This is a genomic window from Burkholderia sp. BCC1644 (assembly GCF_902833225.1).
Classification (GTDB): domain Bacteria; phylum Pseudomonadota; class Gammaproteobacteria; order Burkholderiales; family Burkholderiaceae; genus Burkholderia.
Genome location: NZ_CADFEI010000009.1, coordinates 184,694 through 208,944, shown reverse-complemented (window position 1 = coordinate 208,944; position 24,251 = coordinate 184,694). Strand labels below are relative to the sequence as shown.

Genomic DNA, 24,251 nt, shown 5'->3' with positions numbered 1-24,251 from the left:
CCGCTAGAAGAAGCTCTTGCCTTCGCCGCGATAGGTGGGCGCCTCGCCGACCACGCGGCCGCCTCGAATCAGCAGCAGCGTGTTGAAGCGCTCGCACAGCTCGCCGGCTTTCGCGTGGCGGAACAGGATCGGATCGCCAATGGCCGGCGCGAAGCCGGGTGGCACACGCACGGGTGTCTGCACTTCTCCCGCGCCCTCGTTGGCGATCAGCGTGCAGCCGGCCGGTAGCCACGGGCGCGGCAGGCGGCTCTTGCCGGCCGGGCCGGACGCGACATAGCCGCCGCCGGAGCAGGTCGCGATGCCCGGCTGCGGCATCCGCACGACCGGCAGCGCGAAGCCGGCGGCCGGCTGCGCATGGAATGCCGCGTAGTGATCGAACAGCGCCGGCGCATAGAGGCCGGAGCCGGCCGCCAGCTCGGTGACGGACGCGTCGCCGAGCGTGCTCTCGAAGCTGCCGGTACCGCCGCCGTTCACGAAACGCAGCGCGTGGCCGGCTGCCGCGAGCGCCTGCACGGCGGCCTGGCGGCGCGCATTGATCTCGCGCGCCGAGCGGCGCTTCAGGTGTCGCACCAGCGCGTTGCGTGCACCGCCGCCCGGTTCGGTGTCGGCGACGCCGGCAATCTGCCCTTCGTAGCCCATCAGCCCGTCGAGCCGCACGTGCTGCCGCTCGCGAATGCGGTTGGCGAGCGCGAGTGCGCCGGCCACGTCGCGCACCGGCGAGCGGTACATGCCGAAGTACAGGCCCGGATACGCCGATGACATGTCGAGATCGATCGCGAGCGGGATCGTGACGCGTTCGTCGTGCGCGATCCGGTCGATCGCGTCGACCTGAGCGCCGTCGTCGACCATCAGCGTGATCGAGCGGCCCAGCCTGAGTTGCGCGGCCACCGCGCGCAGGTCGTCGGGCTCGACGGTCGGATAGGCGACGACGATGTCGTCGAACCCGCCGTCAGCGAGCCACGCGGCCTCCGCGGCCGAGTAGCACAGCAGTCCCTGCATGAACGGGCCGGCGGCCAGCACCGCGCCGATCAGCTCGCGCGAGCGCACCGACTTCGTCGCCAGCCGGATCGGCATGCCGTGCGCGCGGCGCTTCAGGTCGGCGAGATTGGCGTCGAGGCAATCGAGATCGACGAACGCGGCCGGGAGCCGGCGGCCCGCGAGCGCGTCGCGGTAGTAACGGTAGTCGCGGACGGCCGCAGGGGCGCGAAGCGGAAGGTCTGCACGGCTCATGGAACGGGCTCGGCTGGTTCGGGTGTGCGTCGCGCCGACCGTTCGGCGCGTGTCGGAAATCAGCATAGGGCTGGCCAAAATGGTGACCAAGCGCTGAGCGGGTCGTTAGACGGGTCCGATCCGGCCATCCGTATCGGCCACGCCGCACGAGTGCCGCCGCGCGTCGTCCGGCTGGACCGTGCCTTGCTTGGCGTTGCGGCTCACAGGACGCGCACCGGCCCGAACCGCCGCCGCACGGGCGTGGCGCGCGACCTGCCGCGTGTGCCCGTGCGGCAACGAAATGCGTTTCAAACGTTTTGCCGGGTGCGGCCGATGCGAGCAGGTTTAGTGCCTGCGTTCTAGCGCCGCTTTTGACTGCATGCCGGATTCGACCTAGAACCTACTCGCGGATGCACCGGCGCAGAACGGCATGACGTGACGAGGAGGCGACGTGAAGAAGAACAGGGCACTCTGGCGGCGCACAGGCGCGATCGCGGCGATCGGCGTGGCCGTCGTTGCAATCTGGCGATATGAAGCAGCGACACCGGCGCAAGCCGCGTCATCGGGCACGACGGCTGCGACGGCGAGCGCGCAGCCGGGCGCGGCCGATGCGTTCGGCACCGGCGCCGCGACGCCCGGCCCTGAAGAGCGGCGGCTCGATGTCGACGCGCTGCGCCGCAGCCTCGCGGGGCGCCCCGACGCCGATGCCGAAGTGAAGCGCATCGTCGCGTTCGCGCGGTTCCGCGACGAAGTCGCCGCGTACGGCGATCGCCGCAACAGCCTGCCGCAGGCCGAGCGCGATGCGCTCGCTCGCCGGATTCTCGACGAACTCCCCGACCATGTCGCACGCAACGAAATCGTGCCCGTGCAGGCTGAAGCGCTCAGCGCGGCGCTGCTGACCGACACCGAGGCCGATCCCGCGACGCGCAGCGCGGCGATCCGGTCGATGCGCGCGCAATGGGATACGTATGCGCAGCAGACGGTCGGCCCGTCGCCCGCGCAGGATCCGCGCTATCTCGCGTACGAGCAGCAAAGCCGCGACGTGGTCCGGCAGGTTCAGGCGAGCGTTGCCGATCCCGACCAGCAACAGACCGTCATCGCGCAGCGCCTGCAGGCGCTGCGTGTCCAGCTGTTCGACGGCGCTTCACCGTCCGGCGCGCACTGAGCGCCGAATCTGCGACGCCGGGACGATGCCCGGCGGCCGCGTCATGTCCATCGACAAGGAGGGGAGATGTCCACAGCACGATGCCTGCTGCGCGTCGCCGTCGCGACGCTGCTCGGTTGCGCGGCACTGAACGGCCACGCGGCCGACACGACCATGCCGGATCCGGCGATTCCCTATTATTCGTGGTACGAAGTGACGTTGCCGGAGAGCAGCGGCGCATCGTGCGGCAACGGCACGCCGATGCGCTTCTACATCAATCGCGCGCAGTCGGACAACCTGCTGTACATGATGGAACCGGGCGGCGCGTGCTGGAACTACGGCACCTGCACGCAGACGTCGACCGGCGCCGAGGCCGGCCTCGGCGGCTTCAATCCGGACGGCATCCCGCACAACTACATGAACGGCACCGCGAACGAGAGCCTGCTGTCGTCGTTCCTGTCGCCGCTGCTCACCCGCATGGATCTCGCGCACATTCTCGTCGGCGAACCGAAGGTCGAGACGCAGCAATGGACACAGGTTTTCGTGCCCTATTGCACCGGAGATATCCACATGGGCAGCGCGGTGCGCAACTATACGTCGCCTTCCGGCGACTGGCGCCTCCAGCACTACAGCGGGCTGAAGAACATCCAGGCCGTCGCGCAGTGGCTGACGTCGCACGGCTTCGGCAAGCCGAACCGGCTGCTCGTGTACGGGATGAGCGCGGGCGGCTACGGCACGCTCGCGAACTACGCGACGCTGCGCAACACGCTGCAGCCGCAAGCGCACAGCTCGCTGCTCGACGATGCCGGCACGGTCTTCAACACGCCGTTCGATGCCGATGCGGCCGCGCATCCGTCGGTCGGCCTGTACGACCGCGTGCGCACCGAGTGGGGGATGACGGGCCCCGACGGGATGATCACCGTGAACAGCCGGCTGACCAGCCGTTTCGATCCGGGCAACATGGGGAGTGCGTACGCGGCGCTGTCGGCGACCTTTCCGCATGACCGCTTCGGTTTTTCCAGCTACCAGCGCGACAAGATCATCGCCGCGTATCACTATCGCGCGTTCGTGCCGGCCGTGATGGCGGCGCCCGACGATGCGACGAAGGATGCGCTGTCGCTCGCGATGTTCGCGAAGGAACTGGACGGTCTCAAGCAGACGCTGAACCCGTTGCCGAACTTCGGCTATTTCATGCCGTGGGCGCGCAACGACTTCATCGACAACCACCAGGTGACGGCCGTCAGCTTCACCGGGTCGGGGATCCACGAGAACGGCACCGATGCCGACATCGGCACGTTCGTCGACAACCTGCTGAACCAGCAGGACCCGGCCGATACGCCGGTGATGAAGGCGTTCCGCACGCAGCAGTGGTCGGACTTCACGTTCTCGACGTTTCTCGCGTGGATCGACAGCGTGTTCAACCTGACCGGCGAAGCGGGGCCGATCTCGGGGCACAAGGCGTAAGGCAGGGGCCGGGCGAGGGGGCGGCGGGCGGCGGCGTGGTGTGCCGCCGTTTCCGCAGGGTCGAACCGCGCCTAGAAAGAATCGTCGTCGAAGCGGGACGAAGCCGGCCGGCGCTTCATGTCCTTCAGCCAGTCCCGGACGTTTTCCGGATCGTCGAACTCGCGCAGCGCCACGGTCAGGTCGTGGTTGCTGCGCTGCATGCCGGCAATGTCGCGCGTGAGCATGCGCATCACGGTATCGGGCGCGACCTTGACCGACTGCGCGATCCCGTAAGTCCGCCGGAAGCCGGTTTCGACGTGCTGAATCTCCTGATCCAGCTCGCGGAGCTGTTCCTCCAGGATGCCGTTGTAGCGCGTCAGCCGCGCTTCGCTCAGGCCGTCGATCGCGCGCCGGTCGATCTGCTCGATTTCCAGTTGCAGTTCGAGCAGTTGCAGGAGATTGCCCTTCGCATACGCGTGGTTGACCCGCTGCATCAGTACGGTCTTGCGCTCCTGCTCCTGAGGATCGGTTTCGCGATCGGGGTGCAGCGCGCTCGCGAGCTTGCGATAGACCTCGCGGATCGACTTGCTCGATTCGGCCTGCTCGGCTTCGCGTTTGGCTGCGGCGGCCGATTGCCGGGGCGCTTTCTTGCGCTTCGCTCGCTGTGCTTCGCGGGCCTCGTGCTCGGCCATGTCGCGCCTGAACTGTTCGTCCAGCTCGGCTTGCATGCGCTCGGCGAGTTCGTCGGGCGACAGCGTGTCGAGATCGTCTGCCGGCGCAACGTCGGGAATCGGCTCCGGTTCCTGCTTTTTGGGTGCGCGGTCGGCCGCTGGACGGCCGTCGTCGCCCGATGCGCAGTGCCGGTTGTAGATGACTTTCAACTGCGCGTCGTCGCTGAAGTCGAGCAGGTTGCGCGCCATGTCGGCGATCAGCCCGGACAGCGTACGCTGCTCGGCCTTGCTCAAGCCCTTCTGCAGGAACGCGTCGTCGAGCAGATTGAGCAAGCGGATCCGCAACGCCGTCGACGCCTGTTCGAGCGGCAGCAGCCCGTCGACGAATTTCGTCTGGAAGGCCGGCATCACGGCGTCCCAGGCGCCAAGCCGTTCGCGCCGCTTTTCGATCTGCTTGACGAGCGTATTGAACGTGTTCTGGGCTTTCGACAGGCTGGCTGTCTCGTGTCCGGGTGCGATGGCGACCGCGGCACCGCGACGTGCGGTCATGATGAATGTCCTCCGGCCGCGGCGGGACGCGCGGCAGGCCGGTATTTTAGCCGGACGGGCCGAGGGCGGCCCGCAAGAACATCCGTCGCCGCGCGACCGGCGGCGCGTTACTGCTTCACCGTCGCGACGGCCGGCGCACCCGACTCCGTGCCCGGTGCGCCGTTCGACCCGTAGGCTGCTTCCGCGTTCTTGCGTTCGGCGAGGCGCTTGGCGGCCAGGCGTTCCTGCGCGGCGACGATGTCGCCCGGATAGTTCTCGCCGTCGGCCGCGATCGGCACGTAGCCGACCGATTCGAGGTCGAACAGCTCCTGGCGCACCTGGGCACGCGTGAGCGTCGAGTGCGACGATTGTGCGTAGGACACGGCCGGTGCGGCGAGGAGAGCGGTGGCGGCAGCGGCGGCGGCGATGGTGACGATGATGGATTTCACGGTTTCCTCAGACGGTTTCGTTACGGTCCGGCACGCATTTGCCTGGCTGAACCGACGAGACAAGTTTAGGAACCCGGACCGCCCGGATAAATGGGGAATCCGAGCCAGCTGTGTTACAGAACCAGCAAGAGTGGATGGGGTGGCGTCGTGGCGTCAGTCGCCGAACAACTGCCCCTGCCCGGAGATCACGCGCTCGAAATCGTCCCGCAGGAACGGCAGGATCGCATCGGCGACGGGCTGAAGCTGGCGGCTCAGGTAGAACGCATAGTCGATCGGCGAGCGCATCGTCTCGAGCGGCTCGGGGCCGGCCGTCGTCATCACGTAGCTGATCCAGCCGCCGCGCTGATACTGCAACGGCCGGCCCTGCGCGTGGTTGAACTCGTCGGCGATCCGCGCCGCGCGCACGTGCGGCGGCACGTTGCGTTCGTACTCGCGCAGCGGCCTGCGCACGCGCTTGCGGTAGACCAGCTGATCGTCGAATTCGCCGGACAGCGTGCGCTGTACGTAATCGCGAATGAAATCCTGGTACGGCTCGCGCCGGAACACGCGCCGGTACAGCTCGCGCTGGAACTGCTGCGCGAGCGGCGTCCAGTCGGTGCGCACCGTTTCGAGCCCCTTGAACACGAGGTCCTCGCCGCCGTCGGCCGTGGCCGAGAGGCCCGCGTAGCGCTTCTTGCTGCCTTCTTCCGCGCCGCGCACGGTCGGCATCAGGAAGCGGCGGTAGTGCCGCTCGTATTGCAGCTCCAGTGCGCTGTCGAGCCCGAAGTGGTCGCGCAGGTGTGCGTGCCACCAGCGGTTCACGTGCTCGACGAGTGCGCGGCCCTTGGTACCGGCTTCGTCGTCGCCGTGTGCGCGGCCGAGCCACACGAACGTCGAATCGGTATCGCCGTAAATCACTTCGTAACCCTGAGCTTCGATCAGCTCGCGCGTGCGGTGCATGATCTCGTGGCCGCGCATCGTGATCGACGACGCGAGGCGCGGGTCGAAGAACCGGCAGCCCGTCGAGCCGAGCACGCCGTAGAACGAATTCATGATGATCTTCAGCGCCTGCGACAGCGGTGCGTTGCGTTGCCGCTTCGCGTCGTCGCGGCCTTCCCATACACGGCGTACGACATCGGGCAGGCAGTGCGCGGTGCGCGAGAAGCGCGCACCGAGGAAGCCGGGCACCGATGCGTCGTCGCCGGGGTTCGCGAGCCCTTCGATCAGGCCGACCGGATCGATCAGGAACGTGCGGATGATCGACGGATAGAGGCTCTTGTAGTCGAACACGAGCACCGAGTCGTACAGGCCGGGGCGCGAATCCATCACGAAGCCGCCGGGGCTGTTCTGTCCCGTCACGTCGCCGAGGTTCGGCGCGACATAACCGAGCCGGTGCATGCGCGGCAGGTACAGGTGCGTGAACGCCGCGACCGAGCCGCCGGTGCGATCGGCCGCGAGGCCCGTGACGCTCGCGCGTTCGAGCGCGAAGGACAGCAGGTCGGCCTTGTCGAAGATGCGTGTGACGAGCTCGCAGTCCTTCAGGTTGTAGCGCGCGAGCGCGGGCTTGTCGTGATCGAAGCGGCGCTGGATCTCGTCCATCCGCTGGTAAGGGTTGTCGATCGACTTGCCTTCGCCGAGCAGCGCCTGCGACACGTATTCGAGGCTGAACGACGGGAACGTCCACGTCGCGGATTTCAGCATGTCGATGCCGTCGAGGATCAGCCGGCCGGCCGCGCCCGCGAAGAAGTGGTCGGGCTGCTGGCCGTGCGCGCGCCAGTCGAGCACGCTGCCGCCGCGCCCGAGCTTCAGCGGGATGCCGTATTGCTCCGAATGCGCATGCAGGATGCGCAGGTCGAACTGCACGAGGTTCCAGCCGATCACCGCGTCGGGATCGTGTGTTTCGAACCAGTCGTTGAGCCGCGCGAGTATCGCGGCTCGACTGTCGCAATAGTCGAGGTCGAAGTCCGGCGTGCCTGCGCCGCCGCTCGCGTCGCCGTTCGGCGGGCCGAGCATGTAGACCTGCCGTTGCCCGCAGCCTTCGAGTGCGATCGAATACAGCTCGCCGTGGACGCTGGTCTCGATGTCGAGCGACACGCAGCGCAGCGTCGGGCGGTAGCCGTCGGCGGGCTTCAGTTCGCCACCCGTCAGCGTGCCGTCACGGCCGGGCTGCCCGCGAAACTGCACCGAGGCCGTGATGAAGCGCTCCATCGCGTAGCGGTCGGGCGGCTGCACGTCGGCTTCGTAGACGTCGACGCCGGCCGCGGCCAGGCGCTTCTGGAGCCCGGACAGATGGCGGTAGCGCTTGCAATAGAGGCCGACGACCGGCCGCTGCCGGAAGTCGCGCAGCGCGAGCGGGCGCAGCTCGGCTTCGCGCTCGCCGGCCAGCGCGCGTTCGGCGAGCGCCTGCTGTTCGGCCGGGATGAACGCGACGGCTTCCTGCGGGCGCAAGCGTACGCGGCGCGGACCGTGTTCGGTTGCCAGCCAGAACTCGATCTCGATGCCGGATGCGGTGTCCCGCCAGTGGCGGGTGAGGATGAAACCCTGCTCGAACGCCGTCAAAACGCTTGCTCGTCGTGGATGCTCAGGCGGCGGATTTTAGCGCTTGGGCGGGGGATCCGCAGGCGCCGGGCGCCGGAGCGTCACGACATCAGGGCATCACGATGGCCGCATCAGCACCCGCATGCCCGGGGCGATGTACCGCGTCACTTCGCCGAACCCGGCGAAGTGGCGCGGGAAAGCGTGGCGGTCGCGCCCGATCCGTCGATGAATTCGATCACGGCGGGACGCGGCTTCGCGTTGCGCGGCGCGCGATGGCCAAGCGTCACGGTGCTGCCGGGATATAGGTGCGAATGGGTTGTGCGAAGCAGCAGGGCGCAATTACTAAATGCATTCATATGAATGAATGAACGATTACAGTTTTCAATTATTTGAATTCCTCCCGATTGACGTCACAGAATCGTCATTCGTAGAATCGTCAGTCAAGAACAACATAATTCTGAGAGAGGCGCTATGGATGCGCACAGCATGATCGGGACACTCACGGGAGGGCTGGTTCAACAGGAACGACTTCTCAAGCTCGATACACCGCTTGGCAGTAACGTGTTGATCCCGCACCGGGTGTTCGGGCAGTCCCGCATCGGTCGAGATTACCTGTTCATGATCGACTGCGTGTCGACGTCGAACGATGTCCAGCTCAAGACACTGATTTCGCAGCCCATCACGCTGTGGATTCAGCAGACCGACAAGACCTATCTGCCTCACCACGGCTACGTTCATACCGCGAGAAAACTCGGCGTGGACGGCGGCCTCGCGTGTTATCAGCTCAGTTTCTCGTCGTGGCTGCATTTCCTGAAATTCCGCCGCGACCAGCGTCACTGGCAAGACAAGAGTGTCGACGCGATCATTTCCGATGTGTTCAATGATCATCCGCAGGCACGCGGGATGTATCGCTTTGAACTGTCGCAACCGCTGCCTTCACGCTCCTACTGTCGTCAGGACGAAACCGACTGGAATTTCGTGCACCGGTTGCTCGAATCCGAGGGCCTGTACGGCATCTGGAAACAGGCGCAGGACGGAAAGTCGCATACGCTGGTGATCACCGATCGTCTTCAGACGCTCGAGCCGCTTGCGCCGGCAACCGTCGATTTCTCCCGCGCGAGCGTGCGTGGTGAAGTGGACGCCTTTACGCAGTGGGCCGGAACCCGGACGCTGCAGTCCGTCCTGCTGTCGACCCGAACGTTCGACTACAAGAATCCAGCCACGCCAGCCAATCCGAAGGCGACATCGGTTCCCACCATGGCCAATCAGGGCGATCTCCCGTTGCAGGCCGAGGTGTATGAATACACGGGCGGCTATACGTACCCCGAACAGGAGCGTGGCGACCATCTCAGCAAGATCCGCATGGAGGAATGGGAGTCGCAGGCCAAGCGTTACGACGGTGTCGGCGGCGTGCGCCGCATCGATGCGGGGCGGCGGTTCACGCTGACCGGGCATCCCGAGCATGATCAGGACGCGGCTGACCACCGGGAATTCGCGGTGATCGAGGTCGAGTGGATCATCGTCAACAACGTTCCGCTTTCCGGACACGAAGCGAATTACCCGCATAGCCTCTATCAGGCAGTGAAGCAGGCCGATGCGGACGACACGGACAAGCGGTTCTCCGTGTCGCATGCCGATGGCTCGACGGGTTTCTATCGAGTCGCCATCGAAGCGCAGCGCACGTCGGTCCCGTATCACAGCCCCCTCGAACACAAAAAGCCCGAAGCAAAGCTCGAATCGGCCATCGTTGCCGGTCCGAAGGGGGAGCAGGCGTATACCGACGACCTGAACCGGATCAAGGTGCTGTTCATCTGGGACCGGCACAACGAGGGCGACGAGCGGGCGTCGTGCTGGGTGCGTGTCGCGCAATCCGATACCGGCGACGGGTATGGCGGCGTGCACATGCCGCGCGCCGGCGAGGAACTGTTGATTGGCCATATCGGGAACGACATCGATCGTCCGATTGCGCTGCACCGGGTGTACAACGGGGGCGCGAAGCCACGATGGCATTCGAATGCCCTGCTGTCGGGTTACCGGTCCCAGGAATTCTCGGGGAGCGGCTACAACCAGATGGTGATGGACGATTCGACGGGCCAGAACCGCGTACACCTATACAGCAGCAGTACGAACGCGGCGTTGCACCTGGGCTACCTGATCGATCAGACCGACAACACGCGGGGCAGTTACCTGGGCAAGGGCTTCGATCTGAGTTCGGAGGCCTACGGTGCGCTGCGGGCCGGGCGAGGGTTGTTCGTGACGACGCACCCGGTCGCCAGTCAGCCGCTCGATACCACGTTGGCGACGCGTCAGTTGAACGGCTCGGTGAGTATCCTCGACGGCTTGTCGCAGGCGAGCGAAACGTCGAAGGCGGAAAGCCTGAAGGATGGGCACGACACGTTCAAGGCCTTTGCCGATGCGGCGCAGCACAACGAATCAGGGGCGACGGGCGGTGGCGGTGTGACAGCCGGCGGAGGGACGGGCGACGCCGGCGCGTTCAAGCAGCCCGTGATCCTGGTTGCCGCGCCTGCGGGCATCGGCCTGTCGACGCAGAAGTCGACGCACGTTGCAGCCGATCAGCACGTCAATATCGTCAGCGGGCAAAGCACGCACGTTGCGACCGGCAAGTCGCTCGTTGCCAGCATTACGGAGAAGCTGAGCCTGTTCGTGCAGAACGCCGGGATGAAGCTGTTTGCGGCGAAGGGGAAGATCGAGGTTCAGACTCATGCAGACAATGTCGAAGTGACGGCGCAGAAGTCGCTGTTGCTGGCGTCTGTTACGGAGAAGGTTCAGGCTTCGGCGCAACAGGAGATTTTGTTGACGTCGGGCGGCGCGTACATCCGGCTCAAAGGCGGCGACATCGAGATTCATGCACCGGGCAAAATCGACGTGAAGGGGGCGCAGCATGCGTTCAGCGGCCCGACGAGCATGGACGTGACCAATCCCGCGTTCAAGGATCTGCCGACGCGGCGGTTGATGCTGAATACGATGGCTTCGCCGTCTGCCACTGGTGTCGTTCCGGTGGGTATGCCATACAAGCTTTATGCGGACGGGGCGCTGGTCAAGCAGGGCGTGTTCGACAAGTCAGGGCAGTTGCCGATCGATCATCAGGTCACCACGCAGAAGTACACGCTGGAGATGGCCAATGGCGTGAAGCACGAGATTCCGGTGCCGGGGGAGTATCGGGATGCGGCGAATGGTGCGCTTGCGAATCAGGGGTTTCAGTATCACGAGAGCAGTACTGCCACGGATATCGAGCCGCCGGGTGATCGAGCTTTGAACAGAACGCGGTACAGTAACCTGCTCGGTACAGGGTCGGGAGACGATGCATGACAGACAAGACGATAACGACGCCGATGGCGCTCAACCATACTTCGACCGCATCTCCGACCTTTCCGTGGTTCGTGGACATCAACGACGAGAAAAAGGGCGTCGAGTTTCATCCGGTTGATTGCTCATACAGGCCGCTCGTGAACGGTCGGGAAGCGTTCGGGGCCGTGTATGACGCCATCTTGGCGGCGAAGTACAGCGTCGACATCATCTGCTGGGGGTTCCAGCCGTCGATGTACTTCAAGCGTGAGCTTGGGGTCGCTTCGATGAACATTGGTGAGCTGCTCGTTACGAAGGGGCTGCAAGGCGTTCGAGTTCGGATTCTGTGCTGGGCCGACTCTCTGGCAGTTGCCCAGTTCAGTGAGAATTCGACGCCTGGATTGAACTGGCTAAGAAGTCGGGCGTTTCAGAACGAGAACGACGCAGAGAGAGAATACGACCGCGCCTGGTACAAGGAAGCACGCAAGGTCTCTCCATCGCTTTATCGCGATGACTTTAAAGAAGAGATCGCCGCAAAACTGCGTGCGCGGCATGCGGCGGGTTTGCCTCCGCCACAGCCAGGAGACAAGATTCTCGGCATTCCGGGGCTGCCCTGCATCGAGATGGCGACGCGCGATTTCTCGTTGAAGGATCGCTGGGAAATCATCCATCGCGAGATGATGTTCCGGGACGACAAGAGCCTGAACGAGGAGGCCGTTACGGTCGGCTTTAGCAGCGAGCCTTCGCATCACCAAAAATCCGTGATGGTCGACTATGAATGGCCGGAGCATGCGGTTGGCTTCGTAATGGGCCACAACACGCTGGACGCATATTGGGACGACGATCAACATTCGTTTGCGCGGATGCATGCGCGCGCCGGTCGCAATGGCGCAACGCCGAGGCAGGACATGTCCGCGATGGTGACCGGGCCAATCCTTGAACACCTGAACGTAAATTTCTGTCGTGCGTGGCAACACACGACCAACATGGATTTGACGACGCCGCGACGGTCACTCGCCAAACGCCTCGCTGTCGACAAGAGTCGAGGGACGCCCTTGCGGGCGCAAATTCTGCGGACCCAATCGCAGGCAGCGGAAAACCGTCGTGATATCCGTTCGATGTACAAGCAGACGACAGATAATGCGACACGTTACATCTATATAGAGAACCAGTATTTCCGTTGGCCGCCGCTGGTCGATCACATCAAAACCGCAATCAACCGGCAGACCGGCGGTGGCCGAGACATCGGCAAGCACGGACCGCTTTACCTGTTCGTGGTCACCAATTCCAGCGATGATGCGTTGGACCATGGGCAGGTATCGACGTATCGGATGATGGAGTCGCTGGGCCATGCGGACACGATGCCCAACGTGACGAGAATGGAGCGCGATGATGTGATGCAGCAGCAACGCTGGGACTTGCAGACTCGGATCGACGGGGTGGACAGCGCCGTTCAGAACGCAAAGGTGTATGGTGCAGGGACGCCGGAGCAGATGGCGTCGTATTACGCAAAAATGGATGCGCAGAAAAAGAAGTTGCAGCAGCAATTAAATGAATTGGATGCCAAGATCGATGACAACAAGCGGGGAAAAATTATCCCTGGAGACATTCCTGGGCTCAAGACGCTAATATGCACGTTGGTTGCACCCGATTCCCCGGCCGGAAATTGGATGAACACATATGTACATAGCAAGATCATGCTGATCGACGATGTGTTCACGACTCATGGGTCTGCGAACGTTAACACGCGCAGCATGGAGGTGGATAGTGAGCTGAACATCGCGCACGAAAATGGAGACGTAACCAAGGCACTTCGGAAAAGACTGTGGACTATTCACACAAGATCGGCTTCCTCAAACTCGCAGGGTGGGGGCAAAGACATGCTCAGAGCCTATGCAGTGGGTGACGACATGGAGTCTGCATATGATTCTTGGAAAAGCCTTCTTTCGAATAATCAAAGGCTTATGAACTCAAAATCGCAATCGCCTACCGTTTCGATTGTTAGCTTTCAAACAGCTACGACCACGCGAAGCAAGCTCGATTAATCATGAATAGAGCTCCCATCGTCCTACTGTTTTTGTGCCTACTGGCAGCTTGCTCTAAGAGCGAAAATGCTATGAATTCGTTACCTGATGTGAGTGCTGTTCGTCTGAAACTTGCTTTTTCCTGCGTGCGTGAGGTCGATCATCTGCCACCTCTCGATCCTGATGCAGATAAATTATTCCAATACGGCCGGTATCTTGAGAAAAAAGATGGGCCAAAGGATTTCAATGATGTCGCTCGCTACTACCGGATTGCAGCAGCGCATGGACATTACAAGGCCAACCACAATCTACAAATTCTGATTTCGTCTGGCGCCACATCGTCACCTGATGCTGAGAAGGAAAGCGTAGATCTCGCCGAGCAACTGATTAAGGCAGGCGTACCTAGTGGCTATTACGATATTGGCCACTACCTGCTCAATGGCTACGGCCTCCAACACGATGAAGATGCTGGGCGCCGGTACATTCGTAAGGCGGCCGATCTGGGTAACGCTGATGCTCAGTATTATGTTGCAAACTTGCTCGACCCAGCCGATGCTGCGCCCGACATCGCTCGTCAGATGTTTCAATGTGCCGCGGAGCAGGGGCATGCTGAGGCGGCGAATTATCTCGGCGTGAGTCTGCAGATCGACAAGAAATTCAGCGATGCTGCCAAAGCATTTCAAATGAGCGTCGCAGCAGGAAGCAGTCAATCGGCGATTTTGCTTGAGAGCGCGTTTGACGCAAATGGTGGGAATGACCCAGTAAGTAATCTCGACGTTCACGCCGATCCTGAGCGTGTTCACCGATACAACGTTATCGGAAAATTTCTTCGAGCCAATGACGGCCGTAATCCCAAGGTTCCCGATCTCAACAATATCGTTCCGCTGCCTCCTGCAAAGCTCCCGACGTGGAACGGGACATTCCAGTGGCAGAAGGAGCAAGACGCAGCTACGCCGCCGCCGAAGCCTTCGGATGATTTCATCAACGAGATGGCGAAAACCAAGCATCTCGATCCTGCGACGGGACTACCGCTTCCAGGATCGACGGAAAAGACCTCACAGACTGATCAATCTGAAAGCGTCGCGTCCCGTCTGCCGTTGGGTACGGTTGCACACACCGGCCAATCCTGCCCGGAAGACGGCGTATGGTGCGCGAAGCTCGGTGCGGGTCAGGCTGGCGATACGACACGCCGATTCCTGAAGGGAGACGCCTTGCCGTCCGTCGTAGTGCATGAACCGAGAAAGCTGGCGGTGCTCGACAGCATGATGGGTACGCGCCAGCACGTCGAGCAAGTTGCATGGGAACTCGTTGCGTACCTTGAGCAGTCGTGATCGACTCATGCTGTTTGGCTGTTTGGCTGTGTGGCCAATCGCTCGCGCGATGACGGCCACACGAAGCAGGCTCGATTGAGCATGCGTGGAACGTCTATCGTCTTGCTTATTTCGTGCCTGTTGGCGGCGTGCTCGAAGCGCGAGAATGCTACGAGTCCGTTGCCTGACGTGAGTGCGGTACGTCTGAATCTTGCTTTCACCTGCGTGCACGAGGTCAACTATCTGCCGGCCGTCGATCCGGAAGCCGACAAGCTGTTTCAGTATGGTCGATACCTTCAGAAGCAGCAGGGAGAGAAGAATTTCAACGACATCGCGCGCTACTATCGTATCGCGGCGGCATACGGTCACTTCAAAGCCAATACGAATGCACAGAAGCTCGTTTCGCAAGGATTGGCTAGTTCGCCTGACGCGGCAAAAGAGACGATTGCGTTCGCAACCAAGCTGATTGATGAAGGGGTGCCAGGTGGGTATTACGACATCGGGCACTATCTCGAAGTCGGCTATGGTTTGAAGCAGGATACCGAGATGGCCTTGCGGTATTTCAGAAAGGCTGCTGACATGGGAAGTCCTGAAGCACAAACATATGTTGCCGAGCAGCTAGCGCCGCATGATCGAGCTCCCGAGATTGCGCTTCAAATGAGGCAGTGCGCAGCCGATCAAGGTAATGGAGATGCAGCAAATTATTTGGGGATAAACTTAAAAAACGATTCCAAATATTCGGATGCCGTTTCATATTTTCAAAGAGGTGTGAAGGCCGGGAGTGCTCAAGCTGCATTGGCGCTCGAAGACGGATTCAATGGACGCGAAGCATCAGATCGTCTTTCGTACCTTGCGCTTGCACATGATCCAGAACGCTCGCGTCGTTATCGTTCGATTGGTAATTTTCTCGATAGTAACGAGAGCCGCTACCCCAAAGTCCCCGACATCGACAAGATCGTTCCCCTACCACCCGCAAAGCTTCCCCCTTGGGATGGCACCTTCCAATGGCAAAAAGAACAGAATGCAGCCACGCCACCGCAGAAGCCCTCTGACGAACTCATCGACAAGATGGCGAAAGCCAAGCATCTCGATCCCGCGACGGGGCTGCCGCTTCCGGGATCGGCAGACAAGTCTTCATAGACTGACCAACCAGAAAACATCGCATCCTGCCTGCCGCAGGATACGGCCATGTACCGACCAAACTTGCTCGCAAGCTGACACACGAAACCAGGAACCGGCGAGCTTGACTACGGACCACACCGGTTTCACAAGCGCGACGCGTTACCGTCCCTCACCCGATTGGCCTGGCGCCGTACAACTGACAACCACATCGACCGCGGAGTCCACATGAATTCACCCAACCGGCCCGTCTCGCTACCTGGCGCGGCAGCTCTCGTCGCAGCGTTCATCATTACCGTGCTGTTTCTCTCCGGCCTCTACGTGCAGTTGACGAGGTTCTCGCTAGACTCGCAGATGGTGGCTATTCAGTTGACCAGTTTCATCCAGAACCTGGTGTTTCGAACCGGTCTGGTGTATCTGATCGTTCGCTGGCACGGCGAGCAACGCGATCAGCTCGCGTTCCGTCGCCCCGCACGGCTGCTGGCGGCCTACGCGTTATGCCTGCTGATCTGGCAGATCGCGCAGATATTCATCATCCAGATGGTCGTGGTGAGCGTGGCCGGCAACGGCATGCATCTGACGGCCACCTTGAAGCTCATCCCGCCGGTGAGTGCCGTCCTGTATGCAATCGTGGCCTGGCTTGCGTGGTGGTTCGTCACGCGCATGTTTCGCAACGACGCGTTACCCGATGCGCCCCGCGGTCACGCGACGCGGTACATCGCAGGCCTCGCGGCCTGGCTGTTCGCAAGCGTATGGCTGCTTTTGATGACGCAGACAGTGCCGATGCTGCTCGACACCTTCGACGACGACCTCATGCGCGTGATGTTCAGCTACGTTGGCGCGTTGGTGGTTCCCGCGGCGCTGATCTTTGCGGGCGCGAGGCTCGGCCTGCCTCGCGATCTCGTTCGACTGCACGGCTGGCGTTGGCTGGGCGCGTCGCTTGCGGCAATGGCATCCACCGCGGTTCTGTTCTATCTGGCGTTGCAGTTGCTTGGCGGCGTGCGTGGAATGGCCGTGTTGTCCGGGATGATGGCGATCGTTCTTCTCGGCGGGGCCTTCGTCGCCCATTGGGTGTGGTTCCGCGTGTTCTACGCTCCCGTGAGCCGCGGCACTGTCGAAACGCCTCGCGGGATGCCTTCGCCGTAGAAGCCGAACGCGGGGGAGGGCGACGCGCGATCCCGCGCGGGCCGACTGGCGTGCCGACTTCTCGGGGCCGTTGGCTGGAGGTGCGTCGGAAAGAGGACTATTCGCGATGCAACGTTGCGAGCACGGCCGATGACGGCCGCTCGCAAGCGCCATCGCCCTTTGACTGCAGCCCGGGCATCATCCCGACGACAAAGTCGATGAATGCTCTCACCTTGGCCGGAACGTGATTTCGACTGGGATAGTAGACATAAAGAGGGAACGTCTCGTCGCACCAGTCCGTCAGAATCGGCTCCAGCGTGCCGGCACGCAGGTGCGCATCGATTCCGAGGTCGATTATCTGAGCGATCCCGAAGCCCGCAACGCACGCGCCGATTTTCGTTCCTGCATCCGTGACGGTCAGGTTGCCGCTGACGGACACTTTCACTTTCTCGTCGTCACGCCAGAACTCCCAGTCGAAGGGTCGACCGGTAGCCGGATCGATGGCCAGGATGCATTCATGGCCGTCGTCGACCAGATCCTGCGGCGACCTCGGTCGACCGCGTTGCTCCAGGTAGGACGGTGCGGCCACTGTCAGCACCCGCGGACTGTACAGCCTGCGACAGATCAAAGTGGAAACGGTTGGCGCTCCAAACCGGATGGCGAGATCGAATCCGTCGCTGACGAGGTCCGACAGGTCGTTCCTGGTTTCCAGCTTCAGATGTAGAGCAGGGTAATCCTTCATGAACTGGGCCAGCTCCGGCGCCAGCACCAGGCGGGCGAACGCGGCATCGCATGCCACACGGAGCGTTCCGTTGACGATCGAGGTCTGGCCAGAGGCGCCGGCGGTCGCCTCTTCGATTCCCTGGAGCAACGGCAGCACCTTTGACAACAGCTCGCGGCCCGCGTCCGTCACTTCGACGTGCCGGCTGGTGCGATGCACGAGCTTCGCGTGCAGGCGGTCCTCCAGTCGCTGAATGGCGCGACTGACCGCAGGCTGGGTCTTGCCAAGACGAGATGCGGCACGGCCAAAGCTCCCGGATTCGGCAACGGCTGCAAGGACAAGCAAGCCGCTTACCAGTCCTCCGTCGAGGTCTTCCATGATCGATGTGTTCCTGTAATGGCAGCGATAACCGGGCCGCCGTATCCGAGGCGAGGACGATCGCTCACTATACGAGCCGTTCACTACCGAGGAAAGCCAGTCATGACCCAGACCCAAGCTGTCGTCGCCTTGATCGAGGATTATTTCAATTTGGCTTATGAGCCGCAGAGCCGTGACTTCAACAAGGTCTTTCACCCGAGCTGCCTGATTCAGTGGCTGGATGAAGGCCGGCTGCGCACCCTGTCGTCGTCGGAGTATGCGGCGCTCATCAACGGGAGGCCGAGTCCCCGCTCAACCGGCGCGCCAAGAGACGAGGCGATCCTCTCGATGGAAAACATCTCGGACAGCCTTTCAACGGCCACGGTGCGGGTGCGGATCGGGAACAGGCTGTTCAACGATCACTTCGCCATACACAAGGTGGAAGGCAGTTGGCTGATTGCAAACAAGGCGTCTGCCATCGTGCGTACGTTCGACTGAAGCGCCGCGCTGCGGATGCGACAGAGTCCGCGCAAACATCAACGAACAAAAAACCCGGGAAACGCTTCGATTTCCCGGGGTTTTCATGCCATCGAACATGGGTCGACTCGAAGCGGGTGCCGGGGACCAGACTCGAACCGGCACCACGTCAAACATGCCCCTCATGTTCGATCGGCGCGCCATGCCCCGCTCGCGCCGCAACGATAATCTGTACCCCTGACATTCTCGCCGCCCGCTTCGCCCACATCGCCGTCAGGATCGGCACGAGAATCGCCGTCACGAGGCAAGCCGTCGCGACGATCGCCGTCGCGGCCGGCACCATCGGTTTGAACTTCGGAATCATCTCGCCGATGATCGCCGGGTTCGCGACCGCGGCGCCGGCCGTCGACGACGCGGCAAGCCCGGCGGTTCCGTTACCGCCGCCAAGCAACTTGTCCGCCAGAATCAGCGGCGCACCCGTCACGACGATCACCGCGAGCCCGAGCGCGATGCCCGGCAGCCCGCTCTTCGCGATCACGTTGAGATCGATGCCGTTGCCGAGCGCGAAGCCGAAGAACGGGATCAGCGGATGCACGCAGCGCCCGAACAGCTCGCGCAGGTCTTCATCGAGGTTGCCGAGCGTGAAGCCGATCAGGAACGGCAGCACGGCGCCGACGAACAGCCGCGTCTCGAACACCGCGACGCCGGCCGCGCCGAGGATCAGCATGCTGACGAGCGGCCCCGATTCGATCGACATCAGCACGAACGCGCCGGCTTCTTCCTTGCTGCCGTACTGCTGCATCACGGCCGCATAGAGGCCGCCGTTGGTCATGTCCATCGACGTCGTGATCGCGAGCAACGACAGGCCGGCGAAGAGGCCCGTGCGGATGCCTTCGTCCGGGATGAACTGCGCGGCGATCAAGGTCGCCAGCCACGCGACCACGATCTTCGTCGCGAGCAGCGTGCCGGATTTGCGCAGCACGACACCGGTCGCGCGCAGGTTGATCGTCGCGCCCATGCAGAAGAACCAGACGGCGAGGATCGGCACCGTGCCCGCGATCAGGCCGTTGGTGAACGAGCCGAAGTACTTCCCGGCGTTCGGCGCGAACGTGTGCACGCACGCGCCGAGCAGCATCGGGACCAGCATGAGCCCGCCTGGAATGCGGTCGATGGCCTGTTTCAGCTTCACGTCTCCTCCGTGGACGTCGATGCGTCCCGTTGTCGAATGATGTCTGCTGACTGACTATAGAACATGATTCGGAACGATGGTCCGATTTTGATAGATTGATGGGTAGTCGTATACCCGTATCGTCATAAAATGCTGATAAAAAAGGGAATTTAAGGGCTGCTGCGCCGTGCTTTGTTTTCGGATCGACGTTCCGTATTTGTGGAATCTGTGCTTCAATTCATCGTATGACCGCCGCCGTTGCGGAGGCTGGCGGCACATTCAATCCCCACGGAGAACCGGCATGGAAGTGCGACAGGGCATACACGGCGAACACGCGAAGACGCTCGATACGGCCGGCCTGCGCCGGCATTTCCTGGTGGAGAACGTATTCGCGCCGGACGCGCTGTCGCTCACCTACAGCCACATCGACCGGATCATCGTCGGCGGCGCGTGGCCGGCCACGCGGCCGGTCGAGGTGCCCGCGTCGCTCGGTGCGGCGATGGGCGTGAGTCATCTGCTGGAGCGTCGCGAACTGGGGGCGATCAATATCGGCGGGCCCGGCTGGGTCGAGGTCGACGGGCAGCGTCATGCGGTGGGCACCGAAGAGGCGATCTACATCGGGCAAGGCGGGCAGGGTGTCGTGTTCGGCAGCGACGATCGCGCGCATCCCGCGAAGTTCTATCTGAACTGCGCGCCCGCGCACACGGCCTATCCGACACGCACGATCACGCTCGCGCAGGCATCGCCCGAAACGCTCGGCGATGCGGCCACGAGCAACCGCCGAACGATCTACAAGTTCATCGTGCCCGACGTGCTGCCCACCTGCCAGTTGTCGATGGGGATGACGAAGCTCGAACCCGGCAGCCTGTGGAACACGATGCCGTGCCATACGCACGAGCGCCGGATGGAGGTGTATTTCTACTTCAACCTCGCCGACGACGCGGCCGTGTTCCACATGCTCGGCGAGCCGCAGGAAACGCGCCACGTCGTCGTGCACAACGAGCAGGCGGTGATCTCGCCGAGCTGGTCGATCCATTCGGGCGTCGGCACGAAGGCGTACACGTTCATCTGGGGGATGGTCGGCGAGAACCAGGTGTTCAAGGACATGGATCACATCGCCGTTGCCGACCTGCGCTGACATCATGAAACGCGATACGTCCGATCTGCCTTCCACCGACGCGCGCACCGCGCTCGCCGGCCTGTTCGACCTGACCGGCAAGGTCGCGATCGTCACCGGCTGCAACACGGGGCTCGGCGCGGCGATGGCGGTCGCGCTCGCGTCGGCCGGGTGCGACATCGTCGGCGCGAACCGCTCGGCGCCTGCCGAGACATCGGCGTGCGTCGAGGCGGCCGGTCGGCGTTTCGTCGACGTGCGCGCCGATCTGTCGACGCTCGAACCGGTCGAGCGGATCGTCGGCGGCGCGGTCGATGCGTTCGGTCACGTCGACATCCTCGTCAACAACGCGGGCATGATCCGTCGTTGCGATGCACTCGAATTCACCGAGGCCGACTGGGACGCCGTGATCGACGTGAACCTGAAGAGCGTGTTCTTCCTGTCGCAGGCCGTCGCGCGGCAGATGGTGCGGCAGGGGCGCGGCGGCAAGATCGTGAACGTCGCGTCGATGCTGTCGTTCCAGGGCGGTATCCGCGTGCCGTCGTACACGGCGTCGAAAAGCGGCGTGCTGGGGCTGACGCGCCTGCTCGCGAACGAATGGGCCGCGCATGGGATCAACGTGAACGCGATCGCGCCCGGCTATATGGAAACCGACAACACCGCGCAATTGCGCGAGGACAGCCGGCGCAGCGACGAAATCCTCGGCCGCATCCCGGCCGGCCGCTGGGGCGTGCCCGACGATCTCGCGGGCGCGGCCGTGTTTCTCGCATCGCGCGCGTCGGACTACGTGCACGGTCATACGCTCGCCGTCGACGGCGGGTGGCTCGCGCGCTGACCGTGCCGCGCGGCGGACGCGTTATGCTCTCCCGATTCGCACTCACGGATTCACGGACATGACAGCAACGCCCAGGCAGCGCAAAGGCGATCAGGCGAACCAGGGGGCCGAAGCCGACACGTCGGCGGCAGGGTCCGCCGAAAAGGCCGATTCGGTCGCGGCCGTCGGCAAGGTCTTCACGATCCTCGCCGCGCTCGGCGATCGCCGCGAGATCGGCATCAGCGACCTGTCGCAGCATCTCGGCATGTCGAAGACGACGGTGCATCGCTTCCTGCAGACGCTGAAGGCGCTCGGCTACGTCGCGCAGGAAGGCGAGACCGACCGTTACCGGCTGACAATCCGGCTGTTCGAGCTGGGCAGCAAGGCGCTGGAAAGCGTGGACCTCGTGCGCGAGGCCGATCTCGAGATGCGCCGCATCGGGCAGCTGACGCGCGAAGCCGTGCACCTCGGCGCGTTCGACGAGGACGCGATCATCTACATCCACAAGATCGACGCCGATTACGGGCTGCGCATGCAGTCGCGGATCGGCCGGCGCAATCCGCTGTACAGCACCGCGATCGGCAAGGTGCTGCTCGCGTGGATGACGCCCGACGAAGCGCGCGCGGTGCTGGCCGGCATCGAGTTCAGGAAGTCGACCGCGAAGACGCTCGCGTCGGCGGATGCGGTGATGAGCATCCTGCCGCACGTACGGCAGCAGGGCTACGGCGAAGACAACGAGGAGCAGGAAGACGGCCTGCTGTGTCTCGCGGTGCCCGTGTTCGACCGTTTCGATCGCGTGATCGCGGGGCTGTCGCTGTCGTTCCCGACGATGCGTTGCGGTGCGGATACGAAAGCGCATTACGTCGCACTGCTGAAGGAAGCCGGCCAGGCGATTTCCGCGCGGCTCGGGTATCGTCCGCAAGCGGCAGGCGTGGAGCCGGCGACGGTCGCGCAGGATTGAGCGTGCGGCGTCGCCGCTACGCCGACGCCCACCCGAAATCGCGTTTCAGGCTCTCCGCGCGCTGCGGCCGCCGATACAGATAGCCTTGCGCATACTGAATCCCGACCGCGTGCAGCGCGCGATGCTGCGCTTCCGTCTCCACGCCTTCCGCGATGATCTTCAGGTCGTAGTGATGCGCGACGGCCGCGATTCCCTCGATCAGCCCTGCACCGCCGCCGTTCAGCTGCGCGACGAACTGCCGGTCGATCTTCACGTAGTCGAACGGGAAGCGCGACAGCATGTCGAGATTGCTGTGATGCGTGCCGAAATCGTCGATCGCGAACTTCGCGCCTTTCGACCGAAGCGCATGGAATATTTCGGTGGTCCGCGCATTCTTTTCGAGCAGGATGCGTTCGGTCACCTCGAGCACCAGCGTGAAGCCGGGCGGCAGCGCGTGGATCGCCTCCTCGACGACGGCCACGAACCGCGTACGCTCGAGATCCTTCGGCGCGATGTTCACCGCGATGCGCAGCGGCGCGGACGGCGTCAGCGCGGTGAGTTCGGACACGGCCGTTCGCAGCACGAATTCGGTCACCTTCGGCAGCACCGTGCTCGCTTCCACCTGCGGGATGAACACGGACGGGCTGATGGCCCCCCACTTCGGATGCTGCCAGCGCAGCAACGCTTCAACGCCGACCGTCCTGCGCGTCTGCACATCGACGATCGGCTGGTACACGACATGAAACTCGTTGTGACTGAGTGCGTGGCGCACGGCTTTCAGCAACAGCCGCCGTGGCGCCATCGCCAGCAGGTAGGCGGCCATCACGAGACCGTCGGCGAGCAGCACGATCGTCATGGCGATCAACCGGTAGTGGCCCTGGACGTGCGATGCATACTGAGCCGATGCGCCCACCGACACCGTGAACGGCCATCGTTGCGATGCAATCGTGGTGCCGCCGACGGGGCCTGCATCCGATTCCGGCGTGAACTTTCCTTGCTGGTCGAGACGGCCCGATCCGGCGACCGACAGCGTGGCGGTTTCCGTGCCGTTGCGGGCGCTCGGTGCGAGCGCATCGACCACGTAGTCGCCTTCGATCAGGTACAGGACACCCGCGCCGTGCGCCGTGGCGCGATACACGGCCAGCACCGGAATGCCATGCTGAAACGGCGTCTGGCGCAGCAGCGTGACGATCGTCGAACCCGGTGCGGGCTCGCGCGTGTACGCGTCGAGCGGCAGGTCGATGGCGCCGAGGGCCGACGAGCACATGACGCGGCCGTCGTTCACCAGCCCGACGGCGCGCAGGTAGCGCAGGCGAGTGCTCACTTCAGCCAGCGTCCGGAATATCGTCGCGCAGGGGCGCCCGACGAGCGCGGTCAGCTCGTCCGCATGCCGCAGGCGAACGCCGTCGAGGATGCGGTCCACCGTGGCCACGATGTCGTTCGCGACGACACGTTCCTGCGCGGTGACGGCATCGCGCGCGTAGCGGTCGGCAAGCACGATCGCGCAGGCGGGCACGAGCACGCAAACGATTACGGCGATGAAAAAGACTACCCGCGGCCACGCGCCGCTGCGCTGGAAAACGGACTTCGAGCCAGGTATGAGCGCCGACATTCCCGCGGTTGCCTTTGATGTTGTACGCATTGAGAGGCAAGTCGAACCGGTGAGTGCGCGTGCGGCGCGCACGCGTCATGCCCGGTCCGGGCGATCCGGCTCGCGCACGGTATCGCGATGCAAGCCGGGTCAGCGATCGTGACGGGCATCGGCGGCAGCCCCGTCAAGATCGGTCATGCAGTCCGGCGGCGTGCGTCAATAAC

18 protein-coding genes are annotated in these 24,251 nt (G+C 63.3%); 11 read left to right on the top strand and 7 right to left on the bottom strand.

Features of this window, described 5'->3' with window-relative positions; translation table 11 throughout:
• Positions 1–3 precede the first annotated feature (3 nt).
• Entirely contained in the window at positions 4–1,230 is a 1,227-nt protein-coding gene (locus HWX87_RS19840; RefSeq protein WP_176048693.1) for an amino acid deaminase/aldolase, read from the bottom strand.
• 430 nt (positions 1,231–1,660) lie between these two features.
• Between HWX87_RS19840 and plcR the strand changes: the two genes are divergently transcribed.
• Both plcR and HWX87_RS19830 read left to right on the top strand, forming a co-directional pair.
• Positions 1,661–2,374 carry a phospholipase C accessory protein PlcR gene (plcR, locus tag HWX87_RS19835; RefSeq protein ID WP_176048692.1) on the top strand — a complete coding sequence of 238 codons (714 nt, stop codon included), beginning with the start codon at positions 1,661–1,663 and terminating at the stop codon, positions 2,372–2,374.
• A gap of 66 nt (positions 2,375–2,440) precedes the next feature.
• Complete coding sequence (locus tag HWX87_RS19830; RefSeq protein WP_176048691.1) at positions 2,441–3,817, top strand: pectin acetylesterase-family hydrolase; 1,377 nt, start codon at positions 2,441–2,443, stop codon at positions 3,815–3,817.
• A gap of 71 nt (positions 3,818–3,888) precedes the next feature.
• Here HWX87_RS19830 and HWX87_RS19825 read toward each other — a convergent pair whose 3' ends face one another.
• The 3 genes from HWX87_RS19825 to HWX87_RS19815 all read right to left on the bottom strand — a co-directional run bounded on the left by HWX87_RS19825 (position 3,889) and on the right by HWX87_RS19815 (position 7,982).
• Positions 3,889–5,016, bottom strand: a complete 1,128-nt coding sequence (locus HWX87_RS19825; protein ID WP_176048690.1) for a molecular chaperone DnaJ — start codon at positions 5,014–5,016, stop codon at positions 3,889–3,891.
• Positions 5,017–5,123: 107 nt separating this feature from the next.
• Positions 5,124–5,444: a DUF4148 domain-containing protein gene (locus HWX87_RS19820; protein WP_176048689.1), complete on the bottom strand. Its 321-nt coding sequence runs from the start codon at positions 5,442–5,444 to the stop codon at positions 5,124–5,126.
• Between the two features lie 153 nt (positions 5,445–5,597).
• Entirely contained in the window at positions 5,598–7,982 is a 2,385-nt protein-coding gene (locus tag HWX87_RS19815) for a DNA polymerase II (protein WP_176048688.1), read from the bottom strand.
• A gap of 450 nt (positions 7,983–8,432) precedes the next feature.
• Between HWX87_RS19815 and HWX87_RS19810 the strand changes: the two genes are divergently transcribed.
• The 5 genes from HWX87_RS19810 (at position 8,433) to HWX87_RS19790 (ending at position 16,866) form a co-directional block, all read left to right on the top strand.
• Positions 8,433–11,291 carry a type VI secretion system Vgr family protein gene (locus HWX87_RS19810; RefSeq protein WP_176048687.1) on the top strand — a complete coding sequence of 953 codons (2,859 nt, stop codon included), beginning with the start codon at positions 8,433–8,435 and terminating at the stop codon, positions 11,289–11,291.
• On the top strand, positions 11,288–13,312 hold the full coding sequence (locus HWX87_RS19805; RefSeq protein ID WP_176048686.1) for a phospholipase D-like domain-containing protein: 2,025 nt from the start codon (positions 11,288–11,290) through the stop codon (positions 13,310–13,312). Before HWX87_RS19810 ends, HWX87_RS19805 begins: the two co-directional genes overlap by 4 nt.
• A 2-nt stretch (positions 13,313–13,314) precedes the next feature.
• Positions 13,315–14,622, top strand: a complete 1,308-nt coding sequence (locus HWX87_RS19800) for a sel1 repeat family protein (protein WP_244137715.1) — start codon at positions 13,315–13,317, stop codon at positions 14,620–14,622.
• Between the two features lie 81 nt (positions 14,623–14,703).
• Positions 14,704–15,741: a sel1 repeat family protein gene (locus HWX87_RS19795; protein ID WP_176048684.1), complete on the top strand. Its 1,038-nt coding sequence runs from the start codon at positions 14,704–14,706 to the stop codon at positions 15,739–15,741.
• A 207-nt stretch (positions 15,742–15,948) separates the two neighbouring features.
• Positions 15,949–16,866, top strand: coding sequence for a hypothetical protein (locus HWX87_RS19790; RefSeq protein WP_176048542.1), 918 nt, complete (start codon positions 15,949–15,951; stop codon positions 16,864–16,866).
• Between the two features lie 97 nt (positions 16,867–16,963).
• Here HWX87_RS19790 and HWX87_RS19785 read toward each other — a convergent pair whose 3' ends face one another.
• Positions 16,964–17,944 (bottom strand): LysR family transcriptional regulator, encoded by a 981-nt coding sequence (locus tag HWX87_RS19785; RefSeq protein WP_176048683.1) that lies wholly within the window; start codon positions 17,942–17,944, stop codon positions 16,964–16,966.
• Between the two features lie 102 nt (positions 17,945–18,046).
• On the opposite strand from HWX87_RS19785, the gene HWX87_RS19780 reads away from it, so the two are divergent.
• The gene (locus HWX87_RS19780) at positions 18,047–18,421 is read left to right on the top strand and encodes a nuclear transport factor 2 family protein (protein ID WP_176048682.1); all 375 of its coding nucleotides are present in this window, start codon (positions 18,047–18,049) and stop codon (positions 18,419–18,421) included.
• 148 nt (positions 18,422–18,569) lie between these two features.
• Here HWX87_RS19780 and kdgT read toward each other — a convergent pair whose 3' ends face one another.
• Positions 18,570–19,589, bottom strand: coding sequence for a 2-keto-3-deoxygluconate transporter (gene kdgT / locus HWX87_RS19775; protein WP_176048681.1), 1,020 nt, complete (start codon positions 19,587–19,589; stop codon positions 18,570–18,572).
• Between the two features lie 280 nt (positions 19,590–19,869).
• Here kdgT and kduI point away from each other — a divergent pair, with 280 nt between their 5' ends.
• The 3 genes from kduI to kdgR are packed head-to-tail and all read left to right on the top strand — an operon-like array spanning position 19,870 to position 22,457.
• On the top strand, positions 19,870–20,706 hold the full coding sequence (gene kduI / locus HWX87_RS19770; protein WP_176048680.1) for a 5-dehydro-4-deoxy-D-glucuronate isomerase: 837 nt from the start codon (positions 19,870–19,872) through the stop codon (positions 20,704–20,706).
• 4 nt (positions 20,707–20,710) lie between these two features.
• Positions 20,711–21,517: a 2-dehydro-3-deoxy-D-gluconate 5-dehydrogenase KduD gene (kduD, locus tag HWX87_RS19765; protein WP_176048679.1), complete on the top strand. Its 807-nt coding sequence runs from the start codon at positions 20,711–20,713 to the stop codon at positions 21,515–21,517.
• A 58-nt stretch (positions 21,518–21,575) separates the two neighbouring features.
• Positions 21,576–22,457 carry a DNA-binding transcriptional regulator KdgR gene (kdgR, locus tag HWX87_RS19760; protein ID WP_176048678.1) on the top strand — a complete coding sequence of 294 codons (882 nt, stop codon included), beginning with the start codon at positions 21,576–21,578 and terminating at the stop codon, positions 22,455–22,457.
• Between the two features lie 16 nt (positions 22,458–22,473).
• On the opposite strand, the gene HWX87_RS19755 is transcribed toward kdgR, so the two are convergent.
• Positions 22,474–24,078 carry an EAL domain-containing protein gene (locus HWX87_RS19755; RefSeq protein WP_176048677.1) on the bottom strand — a complete coding sequence of 535 codons (1,605 nt, stop codon included), beginning with the start codon at positions 24,076–24,078 and terminating at the stop codon, positions 22,474–22,476.
• Positions 24,079–24,251 lie beyond the last annotated feature (173 nt).